Origin of the sequence: Corynebacterium sp. Marseille-P4321, from assembly GCF_903645305.1 — a bacterium.
Taxonomy (GTDB): Bacteria; Actinomycetota; Actinomycetes; order Mycobacteriales; family Mycobacteriaceae; genus Corynebacterium.
Map to the genome: position 1 here is coordinate 1,046,472 of NZ_CAHJXO010000001.1, position 22,503 is coordinate 1,068,974.

A 22,503-nucleotide genomic window follows, 5' to 3' on the forward strand; every position below is an offset into this window, starting at 1 on the left:
ATGAAGGTGTTGGTGCTCAACGGGCCGAATTTGAACCGGCTGGGAAAACGCCAGCCGGAGGTGTACGGCTCGACGACGCTTGCGGACGTCGATAAGCAATTGCTCCAACGCGCCGACGAGCTGGGCGTGGAGGTTGAGTCCCGCCAATCCAACTACGAGGGCGAGTTGATCGGCTGGGTGCACGAGGCGGCGGATGCAGGCTGGCCCGTGATTATCAACCCCGGCGGGCTGACGCACACCTCAGTGGCGCTGCGCGACGCGCTCGCGGAGGTGGCCGACGGCGCAGGCTTCGTGGAGGTGCACATCTCGAACGTGCACGCCCGCGAGGAGTTCCGCCACCACTCGTACCTTTCACCCATCGCGGTCGGTGTGATCGCGGGGCTGGGCACCCGCGGTTACACGCTCGCGCTCGATTTTCTTGCAGGGAGGCAGTAATGGCACTGGCAGATACCCGTTTCGAAACGCGCCGCCGGGCGCTGGCCACGAAGTGCGCAGAGAAGCGCATCGACGACATGTTGATCACGCACATCACGCACGTGCGTTACTTCTCCGGATTCTCCGGCTCGAACGGCGCGATGCTGGTGTCGAAGGACCAGACCGCGAAAATTTCCACGGACGGGCGCTACACCACCCAGATAGCCCAGGAAGTGCCGGACATCGAGGCGGCGATTGGCCGCCACCTGGCGCAAGACCTGCTCGCTGGCGTGGCGGACGGCCACCGTGTGGGCTTTGAGGCGGACTACGTGAGCGTGTCCCAGCTGCGCAAGCTGGAAAAGGCCTGCCCTGAAAACGTCACGCTCGTGCCAGTGACCGGCGTGGGGGAAGCGATCCGCCTGCGCAAGGACAACCTCGAGCTGACCCGGCTCACCGAGGCCGCGGAGCTCGCCGCGCAGGCGCTGCGTGAGCTGGTGGACGCGGGCGAGCTGCGCGCGGGCCGCACCGAGCGCGACGTGGCCGCCGACCTGGAATACCGCATGCGTCTTCTCGGCGCGGAGCGTCCCAGCTTCGACACCATCGTCGCCTCGGGCCCGAACTCGGCGATGCCGCACCACGGCGCGGGCGACCGGGTGATCGAAAGCGGCGATCTAGTCACCATCGATTTCGGTATGCACCGCCTCGGATTCAACTCGGACATGACGCGCACCTTCGCCATCGGAGAGCCGAACGAGCTGCAGCGCGAGATCTACGAGGTCACCCTCGCGGCGCAAAAGGCCGGCGTGCGCGCGGCGACGAAGGGCACCAAGCTTGTCGACGTGGACGCGGCCTGCCGCGACATCATCACCGAGGCGGGCTACGGGGAGTACTTCGTGCACTCCACCGGGCACGGCATCGGGCTGGATGTGCACGAGGCGCCTTCAGCGTCGAAACTCGGCGAGGGCAAGTTGGAGGAGGGGATGACGCTGACCATCGAGCCGGGCATCTACATCCCCGGCAAGGCAGGTGTGCGCATCGAGGACACCCTGATCATCACCTCGGCGGCGCCCAAAGTGATTACCAACTACCCGAAGGAACTCACCATCTTGTAATATTGCTGTGTTTGCACACGTTGAACCCCACACGAGGAGAAGGTGACCCACATGGCAACTACCGCCGATTTCAAGAACGGCCTTGTGCTGAAGAACGAAGGCAAGCTGCAGCAGATCATTGAGTTCCAGCACGTGAAGCCTGGTAAGGGCCCGGCGTTCGTGCGTACGAAGCTTAAGGATGTTGTCACCGGCAAGACCGTGGACAAGACGTTCAACGCGGGCGTGAAGGTGGAGACCGCGACGGTGGACCGCCGCGACATGACCTACCTGTACAACGACGGCACCAACTACATCGTGATGGACGACAAGACCTACGAGCAGTACGAGCTGCCGGCCGACAAGTTCGGCGACGCGGCCCGTTTCCTGCTGGAGAACATGCGCGTGCAGGTCTCTTTCCACGAGGGCGACGCGCTGTTCGCTGAGCTGCCGATCTCCGTGGATTTGACCATCGAGCACACCGAGCCGGGCCTGCAGGGCGACCGTTCCACCGGTGGCACGAAGCCGGCGACGCTGGAGACCGGCGCCGAGATCCAGGTGCCGCTGTTCCTGGAGACGGGCAACGTGGTCAAGGTGGACACCCGCACCGGCGAGTACCTCTCGCGCGTGAACAACTAATGCCCGATTACAAACGCCACGGGGCGCGCTATCGTGCGCGTCGCCGTGCTGTGGACATCCTGTTTGAGGCGGAGACTCGCGACGTCGACCCGGTTGCCATCATGATGGACCGCGTCGAGCTCTCGCGCGACCCGAATAATGCGGTCGCGCCGGTGGCTGAGTACACCCAGACGATTGTGAGGGGTGCCGCGGAGAAGCTCGACGATCTCGATGACGCGATTGAGCGCCACCTGAGCGAGGACTGGGAGCTTTTCCGCTTGCCCGCGGTGGACCGCCAGATTCTGCGTGTCGCCGCGTGGGAGATCCTGTTCAACGACGAGGTGGACGCGCCGATCTCCATCAAGGAAGGCGTGGAGATGGCCGCGGAGTACTCCGCCGCGCAAGCCGCGCCGTACATCAACGTGGTGCTCGACGGCATCGCGCAACGCCGCGACCCGGAGGCCCCGTTCGCGGGAGAGCAGGCAGAAGACGCGTTCCCGGTGGAGGATGAGACGAATATCGAGGAGCAGTTGCTTATCGACGGCTCCGCGGACGCCGACCTCGCCGAAACCGCCGACCTGGCCGAAACCGCCGACCCGGCCGACGCCGAAACCGCCGACCTGGCCGACGCGGAGCGTGCCGAGGCGGCAGAAGCAGCCGAGGTTGCCGAAAGCACCGAGGACATCTCTGCCGCCGGCGACACCGAACCCGCGGACAGCTCGGAAAGCGACGTAACCGGCAGCCGAGCTAACAGCACCGAGTAGCCGCGCCCAAGGCGTCGCGAGTACACGAGGAGGCTAATCACCATGTCGAAGTTGACCATCGAGGAAGCCCAGCAGTTCCGAGTCGGCCCGGATTTCCAGATCGCCGACGTAGATCCTGCGGCCACCCCAGGCGTGGACGACGTGGACGATGCATTCGACACCTACAACGACGACTTGGACGACCTCCAAGAGTGCCTTTACGCCAACGGCAGGGCCGACAACGAGGACGCCGGTTCCGTGCTGCTGGTGCTGCAGGGCATGGACACCTCGGGCAAGGGCGGCATCATCCGCCACGTCATCGGCGCGACGATGGACCTTCAGGGCGTGCACGTGAAGGCCTTTGGTCGCCCGACCGAGGAGGAAGCGGCGCACGACTTCCTGTGGCGCTTTGACCCGCACCTTCCGGAGCCGGGACAGATCTCCGTGTTCGACCGATCCCACTACGAGGACGTGCTTGTGCAGCGTGTCAAGCAGATGGCCCCGCCGGAGGAGATCGAGCGGCGTTACGGCGCGATCGTGGACTTCGAGAATGAGGTCGCGGCCCGCGGCACGAAGATCATCAAGGTCATGCCGCATATTTCGCGGGAGTTTCAGGCCGAGAACTTGAAGAAGCGCATTGAGCGCGAAGACAAGCACTGGAAGTACAACCCCGGCGACATCGACGACCGCCAGCTGTGGTCGCAGTACATGGCGGCCTACCAGATCGCCATGACACGCACCTCCACCGACGTCGCGCCGTGGTACTGCATCCCCTCCGACAACAAGACGTACTGCCGCACCGTGGTGAAAACACTGCTGCGCGATGCGTTGCAGTCGCTCGACCTCTCCTGGCCGAAGCCCGACTTCGACCCGGAGGTGGAGCTGGAGCGCCTGGCGCGCTCCTAATAGCTATTCGCCTTGACCCGCCTCGATTTCGTCGCGGGTCTTTTGGATCTGCTCCATCATGACCACCATGGCGTTCTGCGCCTCGAGTACGCCGTCGACGACGCGCTTGAGCGCCGTGCCGAGTTGTTCGTCGTTGAGACCCGCGGCGACGACGACATCCTTTTCGGTGCGCACGATCAGCTGCTCGGTCTTGTTCACCACGAGCGCGCGCGAGTTGAGATAGGCGCTGTTGACCTGGTTGGCGGCCAAGTACAGCGTGGCATCGGGGGAATCGGCCGGGATGTCGGTGAGTGCGTCCGCCCGGACGATGACCACAGAATCAAGCAGCACGAACAGCAGGTTGTAGCCTTCGACGTTGGCGTGGCCGGCGCGGCCCGAGGCATCGTCAGCAACCTCAATGCCGTGGGTGGCCATCGCGGCGATGATGCGGTCGATGGTGACTTCAGAAACGGTACTGGTTGCCATTAGTTTGCTTCCTCCCAGGTGACGGCGGCGGGGAACGAGGCGGCGAGGAATTCGAAGGCCTCGAGTGTTGCCCCGATCGAGCTGACAATGAACGAGCCGAGCTGGTTAAACGACGCTCCGTGGGTGATATCCATCGCCCGGACCGCGCTGATGGCGAGGTGTTCGCCGCTTTCGAAGAAGCGCAGAGTGGGCGCGAACCGGGTCTGGTTGAACTCGTTGATGGTAAACAGCACCTCGCCGGCGTTGTCGCGCGGCAGCTCACCGCGCCACAGCGCTTCGAAGACGAGGTTGTTGTCGTCGAAGGCAACCACGATGGCGGCGTTAATGAAGCCGGAGCGGACAATGTCGTCCTCGATGCGGTACTCGAGATTCTCTTCCTCGAAGATTGCCGCGACCTCCTGCTTCGTCACCTCGCGCACAGTATCGCGCTCAGGGTCGAGGTCAGTGGCAGCCGTGGGGTCGACCTGTTCTGGGGCCTGGTCTGGGTCCTGTTGTGGAACTGGGGTGGGTTCTTGGTTTTCGGTACTCACGCCTGCGACCCTACCTGCCGGGCGCCCGCGGCCGCCGTTGCGCGGCCGCGGGCGGGAAAGCTCAACCCAGAAGGTCTTCCTTACCCAGCTCGTGGCGCAACGCAGCTTCAAGCGTGGGGTAGCGGAAGGTCCAACCCCGATCCTGAGCTGCCGCGGGGATGACGCGCTGGTCGGCGAGCGCAAGCTCGTGTGCGCCTTCGCTGCCGAGCAGCAACTTCGGGCCGAATTCCGGAATCGACAGGAAATCGGGGCGCGTGAGCATGGAGGCAAGCGTGGACGACATCTCGTCGTTCGTCACCGGGTTGGGTGCGGTGGCGTTGACGGGGCCGGACACGGAGTCGTCGACAAGCGCGCGCATGTAGATGTCGGTGAGATCGTCCAAAGCTACCCAGCTCATCCAAAAGTCGCCGTCGCCGAAGCGCGCAGACATACCGGTGTTCACCGACAGCTTGAGCACCGGCAGAAGCCCGCCTGCCGAAGAAAGCGCGAGGCCCGTGCGGATGTTCACCACACGCATCTCTGCACCCGCTCCCGCGCGTGCGCCGTCGTGGGCCGCCTCCTCCCACTTCGCGCACACCTCCGCCAGGAAGCCGTCGCCCGGGCCGTCCGCCTCCGTGTGGGCGTGCCCGCCGGCGTTGGTGCCGTAAAAGCCCACGGCGGACGCGGAGATGAAGGTCTTTACGCCAGATTCGGCCGCAAGGCGGGCAAGCTTGCGCGTGGGTTCCACACGGGAGGACTCGATCTTTTCCTTCTTTTGCTCGGTGAAGCGCCCCATGATGGATTCGCCCGCGATGTGGATCACCGCGTCCACTCCTGCAAGCAGGTCGCGTGCGGGGTTGTCCATATCCCAGTGGCGCTGCCCGGGGCCTGCCTCGCCGCGCACCAGTTGAATCACTTCGTGCCCGGCGGTAGTGAGCTGCGCGCGCAGGTGGGTGCCCACCAGCCCGGAGGAGCCGGTCATGGCCACCACGAGCGGCTCGGAGTCGGGCAGGGAATCGATGAACTTCAGGTCCTCCAGCAGCTGGTGCTGTCGGTACGCCCAGGGCGCGCGGAGGGCTAGTTCGGGCACGTTGGCCGAGACATCGTCGATAAGCAATGTGCCCTCTCCATCCTCCTGGAAGCAGTGCGTGTGGCGCCATTGCGTCAGTGCCCGCACGGGCTGGTTAGCAGCGAAATCGACGAACTGCTCACCGGGGACGTAGCCGGTGTCGTCGTGCTGAGCGACCCATCTCATACCGGCGGGGAGTGCGAACTCGGTGACGCCGCTGCGCAGGCTGCGGGCCTCTTTGTGCACCTCCATCGGCAGGAAACCTGGGGTGAGGCGAGTAACGGCGCCGGGGCGCGCGTGCCACTGCCAAACTGTCTCGCGGTCAAAGGGGAGAGTGTAAGCGGCGTTGATGCCCATGAGGGTTTCCTTTTTAAGAAGTTTTGTAAAGACCAGCAGATTTAGCGCCGAGCGTACACACAGGCCAAGAATGGACTAGTCTTTCTTACGGTTCCATCACATCCTTTAAATTCCGCACTGTGAGGCGGGGAAGGAGGTTCGATGAGTGACAACGAACGGACGACCGTTGAGCTGCTTGATGCGCAAGACGTCGGCCGTACTATCGCACGCATCGCGCACCAGATCATTGAGAAAACTGCGCTTGATTCAAAGGAAAGCCCCAGCGTAATGCTGCTGGGTATTCCCTCCGGTGGCGTGCCGCTCGCGCAGCGCATCGCCGCGGCGGTGGAAGAGTTCGCCGGGGTTGCCGTGCCGGTTGGCAGCCTGGATGTCACCCTCTACCGCGACGATCTGCGCGACAAACCACACCGCGCACTGCGCCCCACCCAGATTCCGGGCGACATTAACGGCGCTGTAGTGATTCTCGTAGACGATGTGCTCTACTCCGGTCGCACCATCCGCGCCGCGCTCGACTCCCTGCGTGACGTCGGGCGTCCGCAGGCCATCCAGCTCGCGGTGTTGGTCGACCGCGGCCACCGCGAGCTGCCCATCCGCGCCGACTACGTGGGCAAGAACATCCCGACCTCGAAAGACGAGGACGTCACGGTGTCGCTCGCCCCGCTGGACGCGGCGGACGGTGTCACGCTCACCCGGGCCGCCAGCAAGGCTGCGCAGGCCGACAGGACGGAGGCATAGCTATGAAACACCTCATTGACATCGCTGACCTGTCCCGCGAGGAAATCGTGGGGATCATGGACGAAGCGGACCGGTTCCGCGAAGCGCTCGAAGGCCGCGAGATAAAGAAGCTGCCCACCTTGCGGGGCCGCACGGTGATGACGCTGTTTTACGAGAACTCAACGCGCACGCGCTCGTCGTTCGAGACGGCGGGTAAGTGGATGAGCGCCGACGTGATCAACATATCCGCGTCGAGCTCCAGCGTGAAGAAGGGTGAGTCGCTCAAAGATACCGCAGCCACCTTGGCCGCGGTGGGCGCGGACGCGATCATCATGCGCCACCCCGCCTCCGGTGCTTCGAAGCTGCTCACGAAGTGGCTGCCGGAGACCAGCATTATTAACGCGGGAGACGGCCAGCACCAGCACCCCACGCAGGCACTGCTCGACGCGGTGACGATGCGCCAGCACATCGGTGATGTCTCCGGCCGCAAGGTGCTCATCGTCGGCGACATCCTGCACTCGCGCGTGGCGCGCTCCAACGTCGACCTGCTCAGCGCGCTCGGCGCCGAGGTAGTCCTGGTCGCTCCGCCGACGCTTTTGCCAACGGGTGTGGAACATTGGCCGTGCCGCGTGGCGTACGACTTCGACGCGGAGATCGACGCGGACGTTGACGTGGTGATGATGCTGCGTGTGCAGGCCGAGCGCATGCACGGTGGGTTCTTCCCCTCGCACCGCGAGTACGCGACGCTCTACGGGCTGTCGAAGGAGCGCGCCGAGCGGTTGCCGGCAGAAGCGCTGATCATGCACCCGGGCCCCATGCTGCGCGGCATGGAGATCAACTTCGCTGTGGCGGATCGGCCGAACACTGTGGTGCTGGGCCAGGTGTCCAACGGTGTGTACACCCGCATGGCGGTCCTATTCACCCTGCTCGTGGGAGAGGAGAACTTCATTGTTCGCACTTAACAACGTCCGCCCGTATGGCGAGGACGTCAAGCATGTGCTTATCGACGGTGGCGTGATCGCAGACATCCGCGACACCGAAATCGGAGCCGAAGAGGTTGAGCACGTCGTCGACGGCGGCGGCCACGTTCTTCTTCCCGGCCTGGTGGACATGCACGTCCACCTGCGCGAGCCGGGCCGCGAGGACACCGAGACCATTGCCACCGGCTCCGATGCAGCCGCCAAGGGCGGATTCACCGCGGTGTTCACCATGGCGAACACGAACCCGGTGATCGACCAGCCGTTCCTAGCGGACGCGGTGTGGGAGAAGGGTCAGGCGTACGGCAAGTGCGACGTGTACCCGGTCGGCTCCATCACCAAGGGCCTGGAGGGCAAGGAGCTCACCGAGATCGGGCTTATGGCGCGTTCGGGCGTGCGGATGTTCTCCGACGACGGCAAGTGCGTGAACGACCCGCAGCTGATGCGACGCGCCATCGAGTATGCGAAGGCGCATAACGTGATCCTCGCGCAGCACGCCGAGGACCACCGCATGACCGCGGACGCGGTGGCACACGAGGGGGAGACCGCTGCACGACTCGGCCTGGGCGGTTGGCCGCGAGTGGCGGAGGAATCCATTGTGGCGCGCGACGCGATCATGACACGCGATTACGGCGGCCGCTACCACGTTTGCCACGCCTCGACGCAGGGCACAGTGGAACTGCTGCGCTTCGCGAAAGCCCAGGGCATCGAGCTCACCGCGGAGGTCACGCCGCACCACCTGATTCTCACGGACGAGAAGCTGGAGACCTACGACGGCAACTTCCGCGTCAACCCGCCGCTGCGTGAGGAGCGCGACACCCTGGCACTGCGCGACGCGCTTCTCGACGGCACCATCGACGTGGTGGCCACCGACCACGCCCCGCACGGCTCTGAAGACAAGTGCGTGGAGTTCGAACACGCCCGCCCGGGCATGCTCGGCCTAGAGACCTCGCTCGCAGTTGTGCACCAGGTGTTCGTGGAGACGGGCCTGGCTGACTGGCGCTTTGTTGCCAAGGTGATGAGCGAACGTCCCGCAGCCATCCTGGGGCTGAAAGACCAGGGCCGCCCGATTGTGGCAGGCGAGCCGGCCAACCTCACCCTCGTGGACCCGGAAAGCTCCTGGACCGCGCACGGGGAGGACATGGCATCCAAGGCCTCCAACACCCCGTACGAGGACATGGCATTCAACGCGCGCGTTGTCGGCACCTGGTTGCGCGGTAACCGCACCTACATCGCTTCGAACTAAAACTGCTTCCAACTAACACTTCCGAATTGAGCAAAGGCAGACACAAAATCATGACTACTACACGAACCGCTTCACGCACTCGCGCGAAGCTCCTGCTCAACGGGCAGGAAAGCTTCTCGGGCCTTTTCATCGGCGACGCCCCAAGCGACACTGAAAAAGGCGCGATTGAAGGAGAGGCGGTGTTTACCACCGACATGTTCGCGTACCAGCGCGAGATGACCGACCCGGCGAACGCGGGCAAAGTGCTGGTGTTCGCCACCCCGCAGATCGGCAATGTCGGCTGGAACGACGAGGACAACCACCCTGACGGCGACGGCACGATTACCCCGGCCGCGGTTGTATTCCGCGACCTGTCGCGCACCGTGTCCAACTTCCGCGCCACCGGCTCGCTCGAAGAGGCGCTGCGCACCCAGGGCGTACCCGCGGTGGGCTCCGTGGATACGCGTGGTGTCGTGCGGGCGCTCTCTCAGGCGCAGGGGCCGGTCACGGTGCAGGTAAACGTCGATAAGCAAAAGCTCAACTAGCCAGGAGGAAAACAATGAAGCGTAACGATTTGAACCACGTCCTGGTTATCGGCTCTGGCCCGATTGTGATCGGGCAGGCCTGCGAGTTCGACTACTCCGGCACCCAGGCGTGTCGCGTGCTCAAGGCCGAGGGGCTGCGGGTGACGCTGGTGAACTCCAACCCGGCGACGATTATGACGGACCCGGAGTTCGCCGACCACACTTACGTCGAGCCGATCGAACCCGAATACATCGACCGTATCCTCACCCGCGAGGCCGAAGCTGGCCACCCGGTGGACGCGATCCTGCCGACGCTCGGCGGGCAAACCGCACTGAACACCGCGATCAAGCTGGATCGGCTGGGCATCCTGGCCAAGCACGGCGTGGAGCTCATCGGCGCGGACATCGACGCGATCGAGCGCGGCGAGGACCGCCAGAAGTTCAAGGACATCGTAGACAAGATCGGCGGCGAATCCGCCCGCTCCCGCGTCTGCTTCACCATGGAAGAGATCGAGGAGACGGTTGCTGAGCTGGGATTTCCGTGCGTGGTGCGCCCTTCGTTCACCATGGGCGGCCTGGGCTCCGGTTTGGCGTACGACATGGATGACCTGCACCGCATCGCCGGCGACGGTCTGGCCGCCAGCCCCGAGGCGAACGTGCTCATCGAGGAATCGATCCTGGGTTGGAAAGAGATCGAGCTGGAGCTCATCCGCGATTCCGCGGACAACTGCATCACCATCGCCACGATTGAAAACGTCGACGCGATGGGCGTGCACACCGGCGATTCCGTCACCGTCGCGCCTGTGCTCACCATGACTGAGCCGGAGGTGACCGAGATGATCCGCCAGGGCAAGGCGATCATCCGCGAAGTGGGCGTGAAGACCGGCGGCTGCAACATCCAGTTCGCGGTGAACCCGGAAAACGGCCGCCTGGTGACCATCGAGATGAACCCGCGCGTGTCGCGCTCCTCGGCGCTTGCGTCGAAGGCCACCGGCTACCCGATTGCGAAGGTGGCCACACTTCTGGCTATCGGTTACACGCTCGACGAGATTGATAACGACATGACTGGCGGCGCCACCACCGCGCTTGCGGAGCCGACGTTGGACTACGTCATTGTCAAGATGCCGCGCTTTACCTTTGAGAAGTTCCCTGGCTCCGACGAAACCCTGGGCACCTCGATGAAGGCAGTCGGCGAGGCGATGGGCATCGGCCGCAACTACATCCAGGGCCTGAACAAGGTCATGCGCTCCATGGAGGACAAGCCGAACGGGTTCTGGACGAAGCCGGACGAGTACTTCGCTGGCGAGCGCGCGGGTGATGTCGCAGCCGTGCTCGAGGACCTGAAGGTCCCCACCGACAAGCGCCTCTACGACGCGGAACTTGCGCTGCGTCTCGGCGCCTCGGTGGATGAGGTCTACGAGGCCTCCGGCATCGACCCGTGGTTCCTCGCCGAGATGGCCGGGCTAATCGAGTTTCGCAATGAGCTTATCGACGCTCCCGTGCTCGACGCGGAGCTTTTGCGCGAAGCCAAGAACTTCGGCCTGTCCGATGCCCAGATCGCGGCGCTGCGCCCGGAGCTCGCGGGCGAGGACGGCGTGCGCACCCTGCGCTGGTCGCTGGGCATCCACCCGGTGTTCAAGACTGTTGATACCTGCGCAGGAGCCTACGAGGCGAAGGTGCCGTACCTGTACTCGGCGTACGAGCTGGACCCCAACGCCAAGAGCGAGGCGGTGCGCGCCGCAAGCGACGCGCACCAGAAGGAGAAGGTGATCATCCTCGGCTCCGGCCCGAACCGTATCGGCCAGGGCATCGAGTTCGATTACTCGTGCGTGCACGCGGCGCTGGAGCTGTCGCGCGTGGGCTACGAGACGGTGATGGTGAACTGCAACCCGGAGACCGTCTCCACCGACTACGACACCGCAGACCGTCTCTACTTCGAACCGCTCACCTTCGAAGACGTCATGGAGATCTACCGCGCGGAAAGCGCATCCGGCACCGTCGCCGGCGTGATCGTGCAGCTTGGCGGCCAGACCCCGCTGGGCCTTGCGCAGCGGCTTGCCGACGCTGGCGTGCCGGTTGTGGGCACCACCCCTGAGGCGATCGATATGGCTGAAGACCGCGGTGAGTTCGGCAAGGTGCTCGACGCCGCGAACCTGCCGGCCCCGGCGTTCGGCACTGCCACCTCCTTCAATGAGGCCCGCGATGTCGCCGAGCGCATCGGCTACCCCGTACTCGTGCGCCCCTCCTACGTCCTTGGCGGGCGTGGCATGGAGATCGTCTACGACGAGGCCAGCCTGGAGGACTACATCAACCGCGCCACCGAGCTTTCCCCGGACCACCCGGTGCTGGTGGACCGCTTCTTAGATTCCGCGATTGAGATCGACGTGGACGTGCTCTGCGACGGAGAGGAGGTCTACCTCGGCGGCGTGATGGAGCACATCGAGGAAGCCGGCATCCACTCCGGTGACTCGGCGTGCGCACTGCCGCCCATGACCCTTGGGCCGGACGACATTGCAAACGTGCGCCGCTCGGCCGAGGCGCTGGCGCACGGCATTGGCGTGAAGGGCCTGATGAACGTCCAGTTTGCACTCAAGGACGACATTCTCTACGTCATCGAGGCGAACCCGCGCGCGTCGCGCACCGTGCCGTTTGTGTCGAAGGCCACAGGCGTGCACCTGGCGAAGGCGGCGAGCCGCGTGATGATGGGATCCACCATCGCCGAGCTGCGCGAAGAAGGCCTCATCCCTTCGGAGTACGACGGCGGCTCCCTGCCGCTCGAACACCCGATTGCGGTGAAGGAGGCGGTGCTGCCGTTTACCCGTTTCCGTCGCCCGGACGGCGCGGTGCTGGACACCATTTTGGGCCCGGAGATGAAGTCCACCGGCGAGGTGATGGGCCTTGCTCCGAGCTTCGGTGTGGCCTACGCGAAGGCTGAGGCCGCCGCGTTCGGTGCGCTGCCGACCCAGGGCAAGGTGTTCGTTTCCTTAGCCAACCACGACAAGCGCACGCTGATCTTCCCGATTCAGCGCCTATACACCATGGGCTTCGACGTGGTGGCAACCTCAGGCACCGCGCAGATGCTGCGGCGTAACGGCATCGAGTGCGAGACCGTGCTCAAGGCCTCCGAGGTGCGCGAGGGCGCCGAGGGGCGCTCGATTGTGGACCGCATCACAGACGGCGAGATCGACTTGGTGCTCAACACCCCGGCGGGCTCCTCCGGTGCGCGCCACGACGGCTACGACATCCGCGCGGCTTCCGTGGTGGCGGGCGTGCCGATCATGACCACCGTCCAGGGGGTCACCGCTGCGGTGCAGGGCATCGAGGCGCTGCGCGGCAACGAGATCACGGTGATGAGCCTGCAGGAGCTCGAGCACGCTGGGAGCGAGCACGAGGAGACCGAGCAGTAGTGGTAGCGCAAGCGGGCTTTGGCGAGCGGCTGGTTGCCGCCGGTAGCGAGTACGGGCGGCTGTGTGTGGGTATCGACCCCCACGCAGGGCTGTTAGAGCAGTGGGGGCTTGGCAACGACGTCGCTGGCCTGCGCCGCTTCAGCGAGATCTGCGTGGAGGCGTTCGCCGGCCACGCGGCGCTGGTGAAGCCGCAGGTGGCGTTCTTCGAGCGATTCGGGTCTGCGGGCTTTGCGGTGCTCGAGGAGACGCTGGCCGCGCTGCGCGGCACCGGCACCTTGGTGGTGGCGGACGCGAAACGCGGCGACATCGGCTCCACAATGGCCGGCTACGCACGCGCTTGGTTAGAGCCGGGTTCCCCGCTCGAAGCTGACGCGGTGACGCTCACGCCATACCTCGGCGTTGGCTCGCTCGCGCCCGCGATCGAGCTCGCCCAGGAACACGGAAAGGGCGTGTTCGTCATGGCGGCGAACTCGAACCCGGAAGCCGTGGAGTTCCAGACCGCTGAGCTTTCCGTGGGCGATTCACCCCGGACGGTCGCGCAGTACATGGTGGACGAATGCGCCGTATTGAACCCTGGCCCCGGTGTGGGAAGTGTGGGTGTCGTGGTGGGGGCCACCGTCGATAAGCCGCCTGTGCTCGATGCGCTCAATGCTCCCGTGCTCATGCCTGGTGTGGGCGCTCAGGGCGCGACGATGGAGGACGCGGAAGCGATTGCGGGCGAAATCTCGCACCTGGTGTTCCCCAGCGTTTCGCGTGGCGTACTCGCCGCAGGACCCTCAGTGTCTGAACTGCGAGAACGTGTTGCTGAGCTGGGGAAACGCAAGTAAATGGCGGGGCTATTTATCAGCGGCGAAAAACCCTGGTAGTTTAGTTCCGTCGCACCGTTGACGTGGACAAATGCAACCCGTTGGCGGGGCAAAAAGCAGACGCAGTGCTAAACTGGCGCGGACCCGGTGAATCGCACCGCTGTGATTCGCTGGCGCCAAGCTGGCGCCAGTAGCCTGGATAATGTTCGTACTACACACATGGAGGAACCCGTGGCACTTCCACAACTGACCGATGAGCAGCGCAAGGCAGCACTTGAGAAGGCAGCAGAGGCACGCAAGCAGCGCGCCGAGCTGAAGGCTTCTCTCAAGCGTGGCGAGATCACCCTCAAGGACGTGCTTGACAAGGCTGACACCGACGAGATCATCGGCAAGACCAAGGTCTCCGCACTGCTCGAGGCAATGCCGAAGGTGGGCAAGGTGAAGGCTCGCGAGATCATGGAAGAGCTGGAGATCGCTCAGACCCGTCGTCTGCGCGGCCTCGGTGACCGCCAGCGTCGCGCTCTGCTCGAGCGCTTCGGCTACGAAGAGAACTAGGCCGGTGGCTGAGGTGGCACCCCGCGGGCGGCTCGTCGTTCTGGCTGGCCCGTCCGCAGTGGGAAAGTCGACGGTGGTGAGCCGTCTGCGCAATGACGTGCCGAACCTCTACTTCTCTGTGTCGATGACCACCAGGGCGCCACGCCCGGGAGAGATCGACGGGCAGGACTACTTCTTCGTCACCGCGGACGACTTCCAGCGTCGCATCGACGCCGGAGAAATGCTGGAGTGGGCCGACATTCATGGTGGCCTGCAACGTTCCGGCACTCCGGCTGGCCCGGTGCGTGAGGCGATGGATGAGGGGCGTCCTGTGTTGGTCGAGGTTGACCTTGTCGGGGCCCGCAACATCAAGCGGCTCATGCCCGAGGCGCAGACCGTGTTCCTCGCGCCGCCGTCGTGGGAGGTGCTCGTGGAGCGTCTCACCGGCCGTGGCACCGAGACTCCTGAGGTGATCGAGCGCCGGCTGGCCACAGCCCGTGAGGAGCTCGACGCGCAAGGGGAGTTCGACGACATCGTGGTCAACGACGACGTGGATGTGGCGGTGCAGCGCATCGTGAACATCCTGTCAGATCAACCTTCCAACAACAGTTAGCGAGTGGGTTTTTACGTGAACGACACAACGAACGAACTGTCGCCAGACGAAACGGCCGGCGAGACCCGGCAGGAGATGGTCTACGACACTCCGGAGGGCATTACTGCGCCCCCGATCGACGAGCTTCTCACCAAGGTTTCCTCGAAGTACGCGCTGGTGATTTTCGCCGCGAAGCGCGCACGTCAGATCAACAGCTTCTACCAGAACTCCGAGGACGGCGTCTTCGAGTTCATTGGTCCGCTGGTGTCGCCCGAGCCGGGCGAGAAGCCGCTTTCGATCGCGCTGCGAGAGATTGAGGCTGGTCTCCTCGAGCACGAGGAAGGGCAGTAAGCTTATCGACGGCTCCGCGCCGCCCCGCACGCACAAGTGATGGGGCGGCGCTTTTGTGTGCCCGGGTTTGTATGCTTGGGCCACATGAGTGATCCGAAGCATGTGGTCGTCGGTGTGGCCGGCGGCATCGCTGCGTACAAGGCCTGCCACCTCATCCGCAACTTCAAGGAGGGTGGAAACGATGTCCGCGTGATCCCGACGGAGGCGGCGCTGAACTTCGTGGGGGCGGCAACCTTCGAGGCGCTCTCCGGCAACCCGGTGGACACAGGCGTGTTCACCCGCGTGGACGAGGTGCAGCACGTGCGCCTCGGCCAGGAGGCGGATCTCATTGTGGTCGCACCCGCCACCGCGGACCTGCTCGCCCGCGTTGCGGCGGGGCGCGCCGATGATTTGTTGGCCTCGACCATCCTTGTTGCCACGTGCCCGGTCGTGCTCGCGCCCGCGATGCACACGGAGATGTGGCTCAACGCTGCGACGCAGGCGAATGTGGACACGCTGCGCTCGCGCGGCATCACCGTGTTGGAACCGGCGCACGGGCGCCTCACCGGCAAAGACACCGGGCCGGGTCGCCTGCCTGAGCCAGAGGTGATTGCGGAGCTCGCACGCACGGCGTTGGAGACGGGGCCGTTTGGGCGTGAGCTCGTCGATAAGCATGTGCTCATCTCTGCCGGCGGTACGCAAGAAAATATTGACCCGGTGCGCTACATCGGCAACCGCTCCTCCGGCAAGCAGGGCTTCGCGCTAGGCGATATCGCGGCGCAGCGGGGCGCGAAGGTGACCATCGTGGCGGGCAACACCGTTGAGCTCGAGGCGCCGTCGGGGGCTGAGGTGGTGTGGGTGCGCTCCACGCGCGAGATGGAAGCGGCGATGCGCGAACGCGCCGCCGATTCGGACGTGATTGTCATGGCTGCTGCGGTGGCCGACTACCGCCCAGAGAACGAAGCAGACAAGAAACTGAAGAAGGGCGCCAGCGACGACGCGCTTTCCACCATCCACCTCACCGAGAACCCGGATATTCTGCGCGGGCTGGTTGAGATGCGCGACGCCGGGCAGACGCAGGCGACGATCGTGGGATTTGCCGCGGAGACGGACAACGAGCTGGAGAACGGCCGCGCGAAGCTTGCCCGAAAGGGCGCCGACATGCTCATGCTGAACTCGGTCGCCGGCGGCAGCGTTTTTGGACAGGCGAACAACTCGGGCTGGTTCCTCAGCGCAGACGGGGGAGTAGAGGAGATCCCGGACGGTTCCAAGCATGTGGTGGCCGCGCGGATTTGGGACGCGATTGGGCGGTTTAGCGGGTAGGTGTGGCCGCCCGGGGCCTTGCGCGGCGGGTCGATCTTGCAGCTTTAGACAGCTTGGTCTATCGTTGGCAGGGTTCGACCGCGACCTTGCATCACCCGCGTTATTGTCGCGAGTCCCAGGTTGACGCAGATTAGTTCTTTCAAAGGAAATACCGCTATGTCCATCGATTCTTACTACCGCCTTTTCACCTCCGAATCCGTCACGGAAGGCCACCCGGACAAGATTTGCGACGCGATCTCCGACTCCATCTTGGACGACATGCTCGCCCAGGACCCCGAGTCCAAGGTGGCGGTGGAAACTCTCGCCACGACCGGTCAGGTGCACGTGGCGGGTGAAGTGCGCACTGAGGCGTACTCCAATATCGCTCAGATTGTGCGTAACAAGCTCGTCGAGATCGGCTTTGACTCCTCCGAGGTTGGCTTCGACGGCCGCTCCTGCGGCGTAAACATCGCCATCGGCGACCAGTCCGCCGAGATCCACGATGGCGTGGTCACTTCTCAGGAAGTGCGCGAGAACACCTCCACGGGCGAGGACGACCAGTCCGGTGCCGGCGACCAGGGCCTGATGTTCGGCTATGCGTCTAACGAGACGCCGGAGTACATGCCCCTGCCAATCGCAACCGCTCACCGCCTGGCGCGTCGCCTCTCCCAGGTGCGCCACGAGGGCATCGTCGACGGGCTGCGCCCGGACGGCAAGACCCAGGTCACCTTCGCCTACGACGGTGACACCCCGGTGTTCATCGACACCGTGGTTATCTCCACGCAGCACGCGCCCGGATTCACCGGCGAGGCGCTTGAGCGTGCCATGCGCGAGGACGTCATCGAGTGGGTAGTCAAGGACGCGGGCCTGGAGAAGTTCTACAACGAGACCACCAAGATCCTCATCAACCCGTCCGGCTCGTTTGTCCAGGGCGGCCCGATGAGCGACGCGGGCTTGACCGGGCGCAAGATTATCGTGGATACCTACGGTGGCATGGCTCGCCACGGCGGCGGCGCGTTCTCCGGCAAGGACCCGTCAAAGGTGGACCGTTCCGGCGCGTACGCCATGCGCTGGGTGGCCAAGAACATCGTCGCGGCCGGTCTGGCAGACCGCGTGGAAGTGCAGGTGGCCTACGCCATCGGGCGCGCAAACCCGGTGGGCTTGTACGTGGAGACCTTCGGCACCGCCGCCGAAGGCCAGACCGATGAGACGATCCAGCAGGCTGTGGAGAAGGTTTTCGATCTTCGCCCGAACGCCATCATCCGCGAACTGGACCTGAAGCGCCCGATCTACGCGCAGACCGCGGCGTACGGCCACTTCGGCCGCACCGACATCGACCTGCCGTGGGAGCAGCTGAACAAGGTCGACGAGCTTAAGGCCGCTGCGGGCACCAACTAAGGGCGATCGCGAGACAAAGGCGGAAATTCTCCGCGCTCACCGGAGCGAGTCTACTGCTTCGCGGTGTACACCCGGCCGGGTTGCGCGCCCGGGATCAGCTCGTCCAGCGTCACCGGGCGCAGGCCTTTGGCGCGGAGCCCGTCGATAATGCACTCCACCGCGTTCACCGTCGGGGCGTGGATGTCGTGCATGAGCACGATGGATCCAGCCCGCGCGTTGGAAACCGCGATGTTGCACGTGGTTTGCGCGTTGCGGTGCTGCCAGTCGCGGGTGTCTACGTCCCACAGGGCGAGCGCCATGCCGCGTTGCTTCGCGGCGGCCTGTACGCGGGCGTCGTACTCGCCGTAGGGCGGGCGAATCCAACGCGGGTTGGGCCGCCCGGTGACGATGCGCATGGTGCGGTTGGAAACGTCCATTTGCTGGGCGATCGCGGGATCCGAAAGCGCCGGCAGTTTCGGGTGGGTATCGGTGTGGTTGCCGATGGTGTGCCCGCCGTCGCGGATGCGGCGCAGCGTCGGCGCGTAGCGCTCCGAATTCACGCCGACCACGAAGAACGACGCTTTCGCGTGCTTGCGGTCCAGGATGTCCAGCAGGCGGTTCGTCTCCGGGACTGGGCCGTCGTCGAACGTAAGCGCCACACAGTTGCTGCAGTTCGGGTCCGGCTTCGGCTCTGCGGGCTTGCCGGGGGTGTGCGGCTCTGGCCCCGGCTTGGGCACGGCGCTGGTCGGCCGCGGGCGCATCTCCGGGGGCACGGCCGCGCGGACCTTAGGCGGCATCGCGCCGTACGCGCCGCGCCAAGAGTCCTGCACCGCGGAATCGATCTGGTGCACAGCGCCCGACACCGTGTCGGAGCTTCCAGAGCTCCCCGGCAATGCAGGTGCAGCGACAGCTGCGCCCGCCAGCAGCGGCACGGCGCACACGGCGGCGATGATCGATGTGAAGATCGACGTGGTGAAGCGTTTCAATTGAATTCCTGTGAAAAGGGGTTGTGACGCACTGAATATAACCCCTTCGAATACCTTCCGCGGGGAGAGCGCGTCGGGGTGTCGGTTACTATTGCTGCCCATGTCATCTACGCGCGCCTCCGACCGCCCGATTGCGCGCGTGCTGCCCATGTTGGGCTTGGCTCAGCTCGACCGCCCGTTTGACTACCTCGTGGCGGAGGAGGATTCGGCCGCGGCGCAGCCGGGTGTTCGGGTTCGCGTGCGGTTCGCAGGTCGGCTCGTGGACGCGGTGGTGCTCGAGCGCGCCACAGAGTCAGGTCACGAGGGCCAGCTGCGGTTCATCGAGCGGGTCATCTCGCCGGAGGTGGTGGCGCCGGAACGGTTGCGCATGCTTATCGACGTCCTGGCGGAGCGTTACGCCGGCACGAGAAGCGACATTTACCGTGCTGCGATCCCGGCGCGCCACGCGAAGGCCGAGGAGACGGATACTTCCACACCCTGGGATGAGCTGGGGGAGGCGACAGAGCCGGACTTGTCGGCGTGGTCGGCGTACGAGCACGGCGAGTCCTTCGTGGATGCGGTGGTGGGCGGCAAGCTGGCGCGCGCGGCGTGGCAGGTGGCCCCGGGGGACGACTGGGCGGGCGCACTCGCGGCACTCGCGGCGAAAGTGGCTATCGACGGTTCCGGCGCGCTCATTGTGGTGCCGGACCAGCGCGACGTCGACAGGGTGGAGGCCGCGCTCAAGGAGCTGGTTGGCCCGCGCCAGATCACTACGCTTACCGCGTCCCAGGGGCCGCAGGCGCGTTACTCACGCTACCTTTCGGTGCTGCACGGGCAGGGCCGGATTGTGGTGGGGACGCGTTCGGCGGCGTTCGCTCCCGTCGATAAGCTTTCGCTCATTGCGGTGATGTTTGACGGCGACGATTCGCTGGTGGACCCCCGCGCACCCTACGTGCATGCCCGCGAGGTGGCCACGACGCGTTCCGGGTTGGAGCGGGCCTCGTTGGTGCTCGGGGGCTTCGGGCGTACTGCGGAGGCGCAGCTTTTGGTGGAGTCTGGCTGGATGCACGACTTGGTCGCTCCGCGCGAGGTGATTCGGGCGCGCTCGCCGTACATTCACGCCGCGGGTGACAGCGACTTCGCCTTGGAGCGCGACCCGCGCGCGAAGCAGGCGCGCCTTCCCTCGGCGGCGTTCCAGGCGGCGGGCAAAGCGCTTGAGGAGAACCGGCCGGTGCTGTTTCAGGTGCCGCGCACGGGTTACATTCAGGCGCTGGCCTGCGGTCAGTGTCGCACGCCGTCCCGGTGCCGCTGGTGCAATGGCCCGCTCGGGCTTCCCTCGGGCGGCGAGGCGGCCGCGCCGACGTGCCGCTGGTGCGGACGCATGGACCCGGCGCACGTGTGCCCGGTGTGCGGCTCGCGCAGGGTGCGCGCCGTGGTGCTAGGCACCGAGCGCACCGCGGAGGAGCTTGGCCGCGCGTTCGCGAAGTACCGGGTGGTCACCTCAGGCGGCGAGCGCATCCTGGATTCGGTGGAGCAACGCGCCGCGATCGTGGTGGCCACTCCAGGCGCGGAGCCGGAGGTTTCCGGCGGGGCCTACGGTGCGGCGGTGCTGCTGGACGCGTGGGCGCTCATGCAGCGCCCCGATCTGCGTGCCGTGGAAGACACGCTGGCGAAGTGGATGGGGGCCGCACACCTGGTGGCGTCGGATGGGGAGGTGGTGGTGGCCGCGGAGCCGTCGTTAAGCGTTGTGCAACACCTCATCCGCTGGGACGCGCGCGGTTTCGCGGCCCAGGAGCTTGCGCAGCGCCGCGACGCCCGCTTCCCACCGGCGGTGCATGTGGCGGTGGTGGACGCCCCGCGCGACGCGCTTGAGGCGTTCTTCTCCCGTACGGAGCTGCCGGAACACGCCGAGCTGCTCGGACCCGTGGACCTGCCGGGCGGGGTGGGGCTGCCGGGCACGTGGAACGTGGCGCAGCACGGCCCGGCACAGCGCATGCTGGTGCGTTCCCCGCTGGCCGGGCGCACTGCGCTCGGGCGTGCGCTGCGGGCGGGCCGCGTGGCGTGGGACGCGTCCAAGCCTGAGGTGCCGTTGCGGGTGCAGGTCAACCCTGTAGACATCGGGTAGCGCCCGGGGTTGAGTGCGGGCTGGTGGGGCCCAAGTACACTTGGCGCTCATGGCTATTCGCGATATCCGCCTGTTCGGCGACCCGGTGCTTAACACCGTCGCGGACGAGGTGGTGCACTTCGACGCGCAGTTGCGCCGCCTGGTGTCGGACATGCTGGAAACGATGGATAACGCTGGCGGCGTGGGGCTGGCGGGAAACCAGGTCGGGGTCGCGCGGCGCGTATTCGTCTTCGATTGCCAGGGCATGCGCGGCCACCTTGTGAACCCGGTGTGGCGCCCGCTCGGCGAGCAGATGCAGCACGGCCGCGAGGGCTGTCTGTCGGTGCCTGGCATTACCGGGGATGTGACCCGCCACGACACAGTGGTGGCCCGCGGGGTGGATATGTTTGGCCGCCCGGCTGCCCTGCGTGCCACGGGCCTGCTCGCCCGCTGCATCCAGCATGAAACGGATCACATAGACGGGGTGATGTTCATGCGGCGGATGGACTCGGCCCAGCGCAAGGAAGTTATGTCACAGATCAGGAGGAACGGATGAGACTCGTCTTCGCAGGAACCCCGGAGCCCGCGGCGGTCGCGCTGGAGCGACTGATCGCCTCGGAGCACGAGGTGGTTGCGGTGCTTACCCGGCCGGACGCGCGAAAGGGCCGCGGCCGCACGCTGCACCCCTCGCCGGTGAAGGAGGTTGCGCAAAAGCACGGCATCGAGGTGCTCACGCCGGAGAGCTTGAAGCTTAACGACGTTATCCGTGACCAACTTGCTGAATTAAAGCCGGACTGCATCCCCGTGGTGGCGTACGGGAACTTGATCCCGGCGGACATGCTGGATATCCCGGTGCACGGTTGGGTGAACCTGCACTTCTCGCTGCTGCCTGCCTGGCGCGGCGCGGCACCGGTGCAAGCGGCGATTCTCAACGGCGACGAGGTCACCGGCGCGGCGACGTTCCGCATCGACGAAGGCCTGGACACCGGCGACGTGCTGGGCACCATAGAGGAGGCGATTCGCCCGACCGACACCGCCGACGATTTGCTTAACCGCCTCGCCTACGCGGGCGCGGACCTCCTGGTGGACACGATGGATGCGTTGGAAAACGGCACCGCCGAGCCGAAGCCCCAGCCGGAGAACGGCACGTACGCGCCGAAGATTGTCACTGCGGACGCACGCGTGGACTGGCACGCTCCCGCCGAGTCCGTGGATCGCGCGGTGCGCGCCTACACCCCGGGGCCCGGCGCGTGGACGGAGCTCAACGGCGAGCGGTTCAAGATCGGGCCGGTCACGGTGGCGGACACCGATGTGCTTGCGCCTGGCGTGGTTTCGATTGGCAAGAACGAGGTGCGGGTGGGCACCGGCAGCGCAGATGTGGTCTTGGGCCAGGTGCAGCCGCCGGGGAAGAAGAGGATGGCCGCCGCCGACTGGGCGCGCGGGCTGGGTGAGCAGGAAGGCGTGGTGTTTCAGTGAG

Annotated in this window: 22 protein-coding genes and 1 pseudogene; 19 read left to right on the forward strand and 4 right to left on the reverse strand. The window is 65.5% G+C overall.

The genetic code is table 11. The features are described from left to right. The 5 genes and pseudogenes from aroQ (at window position 1) to HWX32_RS04770 (ending at window position 3,769) form a co-directional block, all read left to right on the forward strand. Window positions 1-435 carry a type II 3-dehydroquinate dehydratase gene (gene aroQ / locus HWX32_RS04750; RefSeq protein WP_175934898.1) on the forward strand — a complete coding sequence of 145 codons (435 nt, stop codon included), beginning with the start codon at window positions 1-3 and terminating at the stop codon, window positions 433-435. Then, window positions 435-1,526 carry an aminopeptidase P family protein gene (locus HWX32_RS04755; protein WP_175934899.1) on the forward strand — a complete coding sequence of 364 codons (1,092 nt, stop codon included), beginning with the start codon at window positions 435-437 and terminating at the stop codon, window positions 1,524-1,526. The genes aroQ and HWX32_RS04755 overlap by 1 nt, the downstream gene beginning before the upstream one ends. Window positions 1,527-1,577: 51 nt before the next feature. After that, complete coding sequence (efp, locus tag HWX32_RS04760) at window positions 1,578-2,141, forward strand: elongation factor P (RefSeq protein WP_175934900.1); 564 nt, start codon at window positions 1,578-1,580, stop codon at window positions 2,139-2,141. Beyond that, window positions 2,141-2,626: pseudogene (gene nusB, locus HWX32_RS04765) on the forward strand (transcription antitermination factor NusB); the annotation flags it as partial. The gene efp and the pseudogene nusB, both read left to right, overlap by 1 nt. Before the next feature lie 300 nt (window positions 2,627-2,926). Beyond that, window positions 2,927-3,769 (forward strand): PPK2 family polyphosphate kinase, encoded by an 843-nt coding sequence (locus HWX32_RS04770; RefSeq protein ID WP_175934902.1) that lies wholly within the window; start codon window positions 2,927-2,929, stop codon window positions 3,767-3,769. Window positions 3,770-3,772: 3 nt separating this feature from the next. On the opposite strand, the gene HWX32_RS04775 is transcribed toward HWX32_RS04770, so the two are convergent. From HWX32_RS04775 to HWX32_RS04785, 3 genes are all read right to left on the reverse strand, one after another. Then, entirely contained in the window at window positions 3,773-4,234 is a 462-nt protein-coding gene (locus HWX32_RS04775; protein WP_175934903.1) for a YbjN domain-containing protein, read from the reverse strand. Then, window positions 4,234-4,764: a YbjN domain-containing protein gene (locus HWX32_RS04780; RefSeq protein ID WP_254868278.1), complete on the reverse strand. Its 531-nt coding sequence runs from the start codon at window positions 4,762-4,764 to the stop codon at window positions 4,234-4,236. The genes HWX32_RS04775 and HWX32_RS04780 overlap by 1 nt, the downstream gene beginning before the upstream one ends. Before the next feature lie 61 nt (window positions 4,765-4,825). Beyond that, entirely contained in the window at window positions 4,826-6,169 is a 1,344-nt protein-coding gene (locus tag HWX32_RS04785) for a TIGR01777 family oxidoreductase (RefSeq protein WP_175934904.1), read from the reverse strand. Window positions 6,170-6,310: 141 nt separating this feature from the next. Here HWX32_RS04785 and pyrR point away from each other — a divergent pair, with 141 nt between their 5' ends. From pyrR to metK, 11 genes are all read left to right on the forward strand, one after another. Beyond that, on the forward strand, window positions 6,311-6,904 hold the full coding sequence (gene pyrR / locus HWX32_RS04790; RefSeq protein ID WP_175934905.1) for a bifunctional pyr operon transcriptional regulator/uracil phosphoribosyltransferase PyrR: 594 nt from the start codon (window positions 6,311-6,313) through the stop codon (window positions 6,902-6,904). Window positions 6,905-6,906: 2 nt separating this feature from the next. After that, window positions 6,907-7,845 carry an aspartate carbamoyltransferase catalytic subunit gene (locus tag HWX32_RS04795; RefSeq protein WP_175934906.1) on the forward strand — a complete coding sequence of 313 codons (939 nt, stop codon included), beginning with the start codon at window positions 6,907-6,909 and terminating at the stop codon, window positions 7,843-7,845. Continuing rightward, on the forward strand, window positions 7,832-9,106 hold the full coding sequence (locus tag HWX32_RS04800; protein ID WP_254868279.1) for a dihydroorotase: 1,275 nt from the start codon (window positions 7,832-7,834) through the stop codon (window positions 9,104-9,106). Before HWX32_RS04795 ends, HWX32_RS04800 begins: the two co-directional genes overlap by 14 nt. 50 nt (window positions 9,107-9,156) lie before the next feature. Then, on the forward strand, window positions 9,157-9,630 hold the full coding sequence (locus HWX32_RS04805; protein ID WP_175934908.1) for a carbamoyl-phosphate synthase domain-containing protein: 474 nt from the start codon (window positions 9,157-9,159) through the stop codon (window positions 9,628-9,630). A gap of 14 nt (window positions 9,631-9,644) precedes the next feature. Next, complete coding sequence (gene carB, locus HWX32_RS04810; protein WP_175934909.1) at window positions 9,645-13,016, forward strand: carbamoyl-phosphate synthase large subunit; 3,372 nt, start codon at window positions 9,645-9,647, stop codon at window positions 13,014-13,016. Then, window positions 13,016-13,843 carry an orotidine-5'-phosphate decarboxylase gene (gene pyrF, locus HWX32_RS04815; protein ID WP_175934910.1) on the forward strand — a complete coding sequence of 276 codons (828 nt, stop codon included), beginning with the start codon at window positions 13,016-13,018 and terminating at the stop codon, window positions 13,841-13,843. Before carB ends, pyrF begins: the two co-directional genes overlap by 1 nt. Before the next feature lie 210 nt (window positions 13,844-14,053). Continuing rightward, window positions 14,054-14,377 (forward strand): integration host factor, actinobacterial type, encoded by a 324-nt coding sequence (mihF, locus tag HWX32_RS04820; protein ID WP_075466895.1) that lies wholly within the window; start codon window positions 14,054-14,056, stop codon window positions 14,375-14,377. 4 nt (window positions 14,378-14,381) lie between these two features. Beyond that, window positions 14,382-14,969 carry a guanylate kinase gene (gene gmk / locus HWX32_RS04825; protein WP_075466744.1) on the forward strand — a complete coding sequence of 196 codons (588 nt, stop codon included), beginning with the start codon at window positions 14,382-14,384 and terminating at the stop codon, window positions 14,967-14,969. Between the two features lie 75 nt (window positions 14,970-15,044). Continuing rightward, window positions 15,045-15,299: a DNA-directed RNA polymerase subunit omega gene (gene rpoZ, locus HWX32_RS04830; RefSeq protein ID WP_121509018.1), complete on the forward strand. Its 255-nt coding sequence runs from the start codon at window positions 15,045-15,047 to the stop codon at window positions 15,297-15,299. An 84-nt stretch (window positions 15,300-15,383) separates the two neighbouring features. Continuing rightward, a complete protein-coding gene (gene coaBC, locus HWX32_RS04835; RefSeq protein WP_175934911.1) occupies window positions 15,384-16,601 on the forward strand; it encodes a bifunctional phosphopantothenoylcysteine decarboxylase/phosphopantothenate--cysteine ligase CoaBC in 1,218 nt (405 codons plus the stop codon). 156 nt (window positions 16,602-16,757) lie between these two features. After that, the gene (gene metK / locus HWX32_RS04840) at window positions 16,758-17,978 is read left to right on the forward strand and encodes a methionine adenosyltransferase (RefSeq protein WP_175934912.1); all 1,221 of its coding nucleotides are present in this window, start codon (window positions 16,758-16,760) and stop codon (window positions 17,976-17,978) included. 50 nt (window positions 17,979-18,028) lie between these two features. Here metK and HWX32_RS04845 read toward each other — a convergent pair whose 3' ends face one another. Beyond that, a complete protein-coding gene (locus HWX32_RS04845; RefSeq protein WP_175934913.1) occupies window positions 18,029-18,943 on the reverse strand; it encodes a polysaccharide deacetylase family protein in 915 nt (304 codons plus the stop codon). Window positions 18,944-19,043: 100 nt separating this feature from the next. Between HWX32_RS04845 and HWX32_RS04850 the strand changes: the two genes are divergently transcribed. Genes HWX32_RS04850 through fmt form a run of 3 tightly spaced genes read left to right on the forward strand, consistent with a single transcriptional unit; the run spans window position 19,044 to window position 22,502 of the window. After that, window positions 19,044-21,047 carry a primosomal protein N' gene (locus tag HWX32_RS04850; RefSeq protein WP_175934914.1) on the forward strand — a complete coding sequence of 668 codons (2,004 nt, stop codon included), beginning with the start codon at window positions 19,044-19,046 and terminating at the stop codon, window positions 21,045-21,047. Window positions 21,048-21,096: 49 nt separating this feature from the next. Further along, window positions 21,097-21,582 carry a peptide deformylase gene (gene def / locus HWX32_RS04855; protein WP_175934915.1) on the forward strand — a complete coding sequence of 162 codons (486 nt, stop codon included), beginning with the start codon at window positions 21,097-21,099 and terminating at the stop codon, window positions 21,580-21,582. Further along, window positions 21,579-22,502: a methionyl-tRNA formyltransferase gene (gene fmt, locus HWX32_RS04860; protein ID WP_175934916.1), complete on the forward strand. Its 924-nt coding sequence runs from the start codon at window positions 21,579-21,581 to the stop codon at window positions 22,500-22,502. The genes def and fmt overlap by 4 nt, the downstream gene beginning before the upstream one ends. Window position 22,503: the final 1 nt, after the last annotated feature.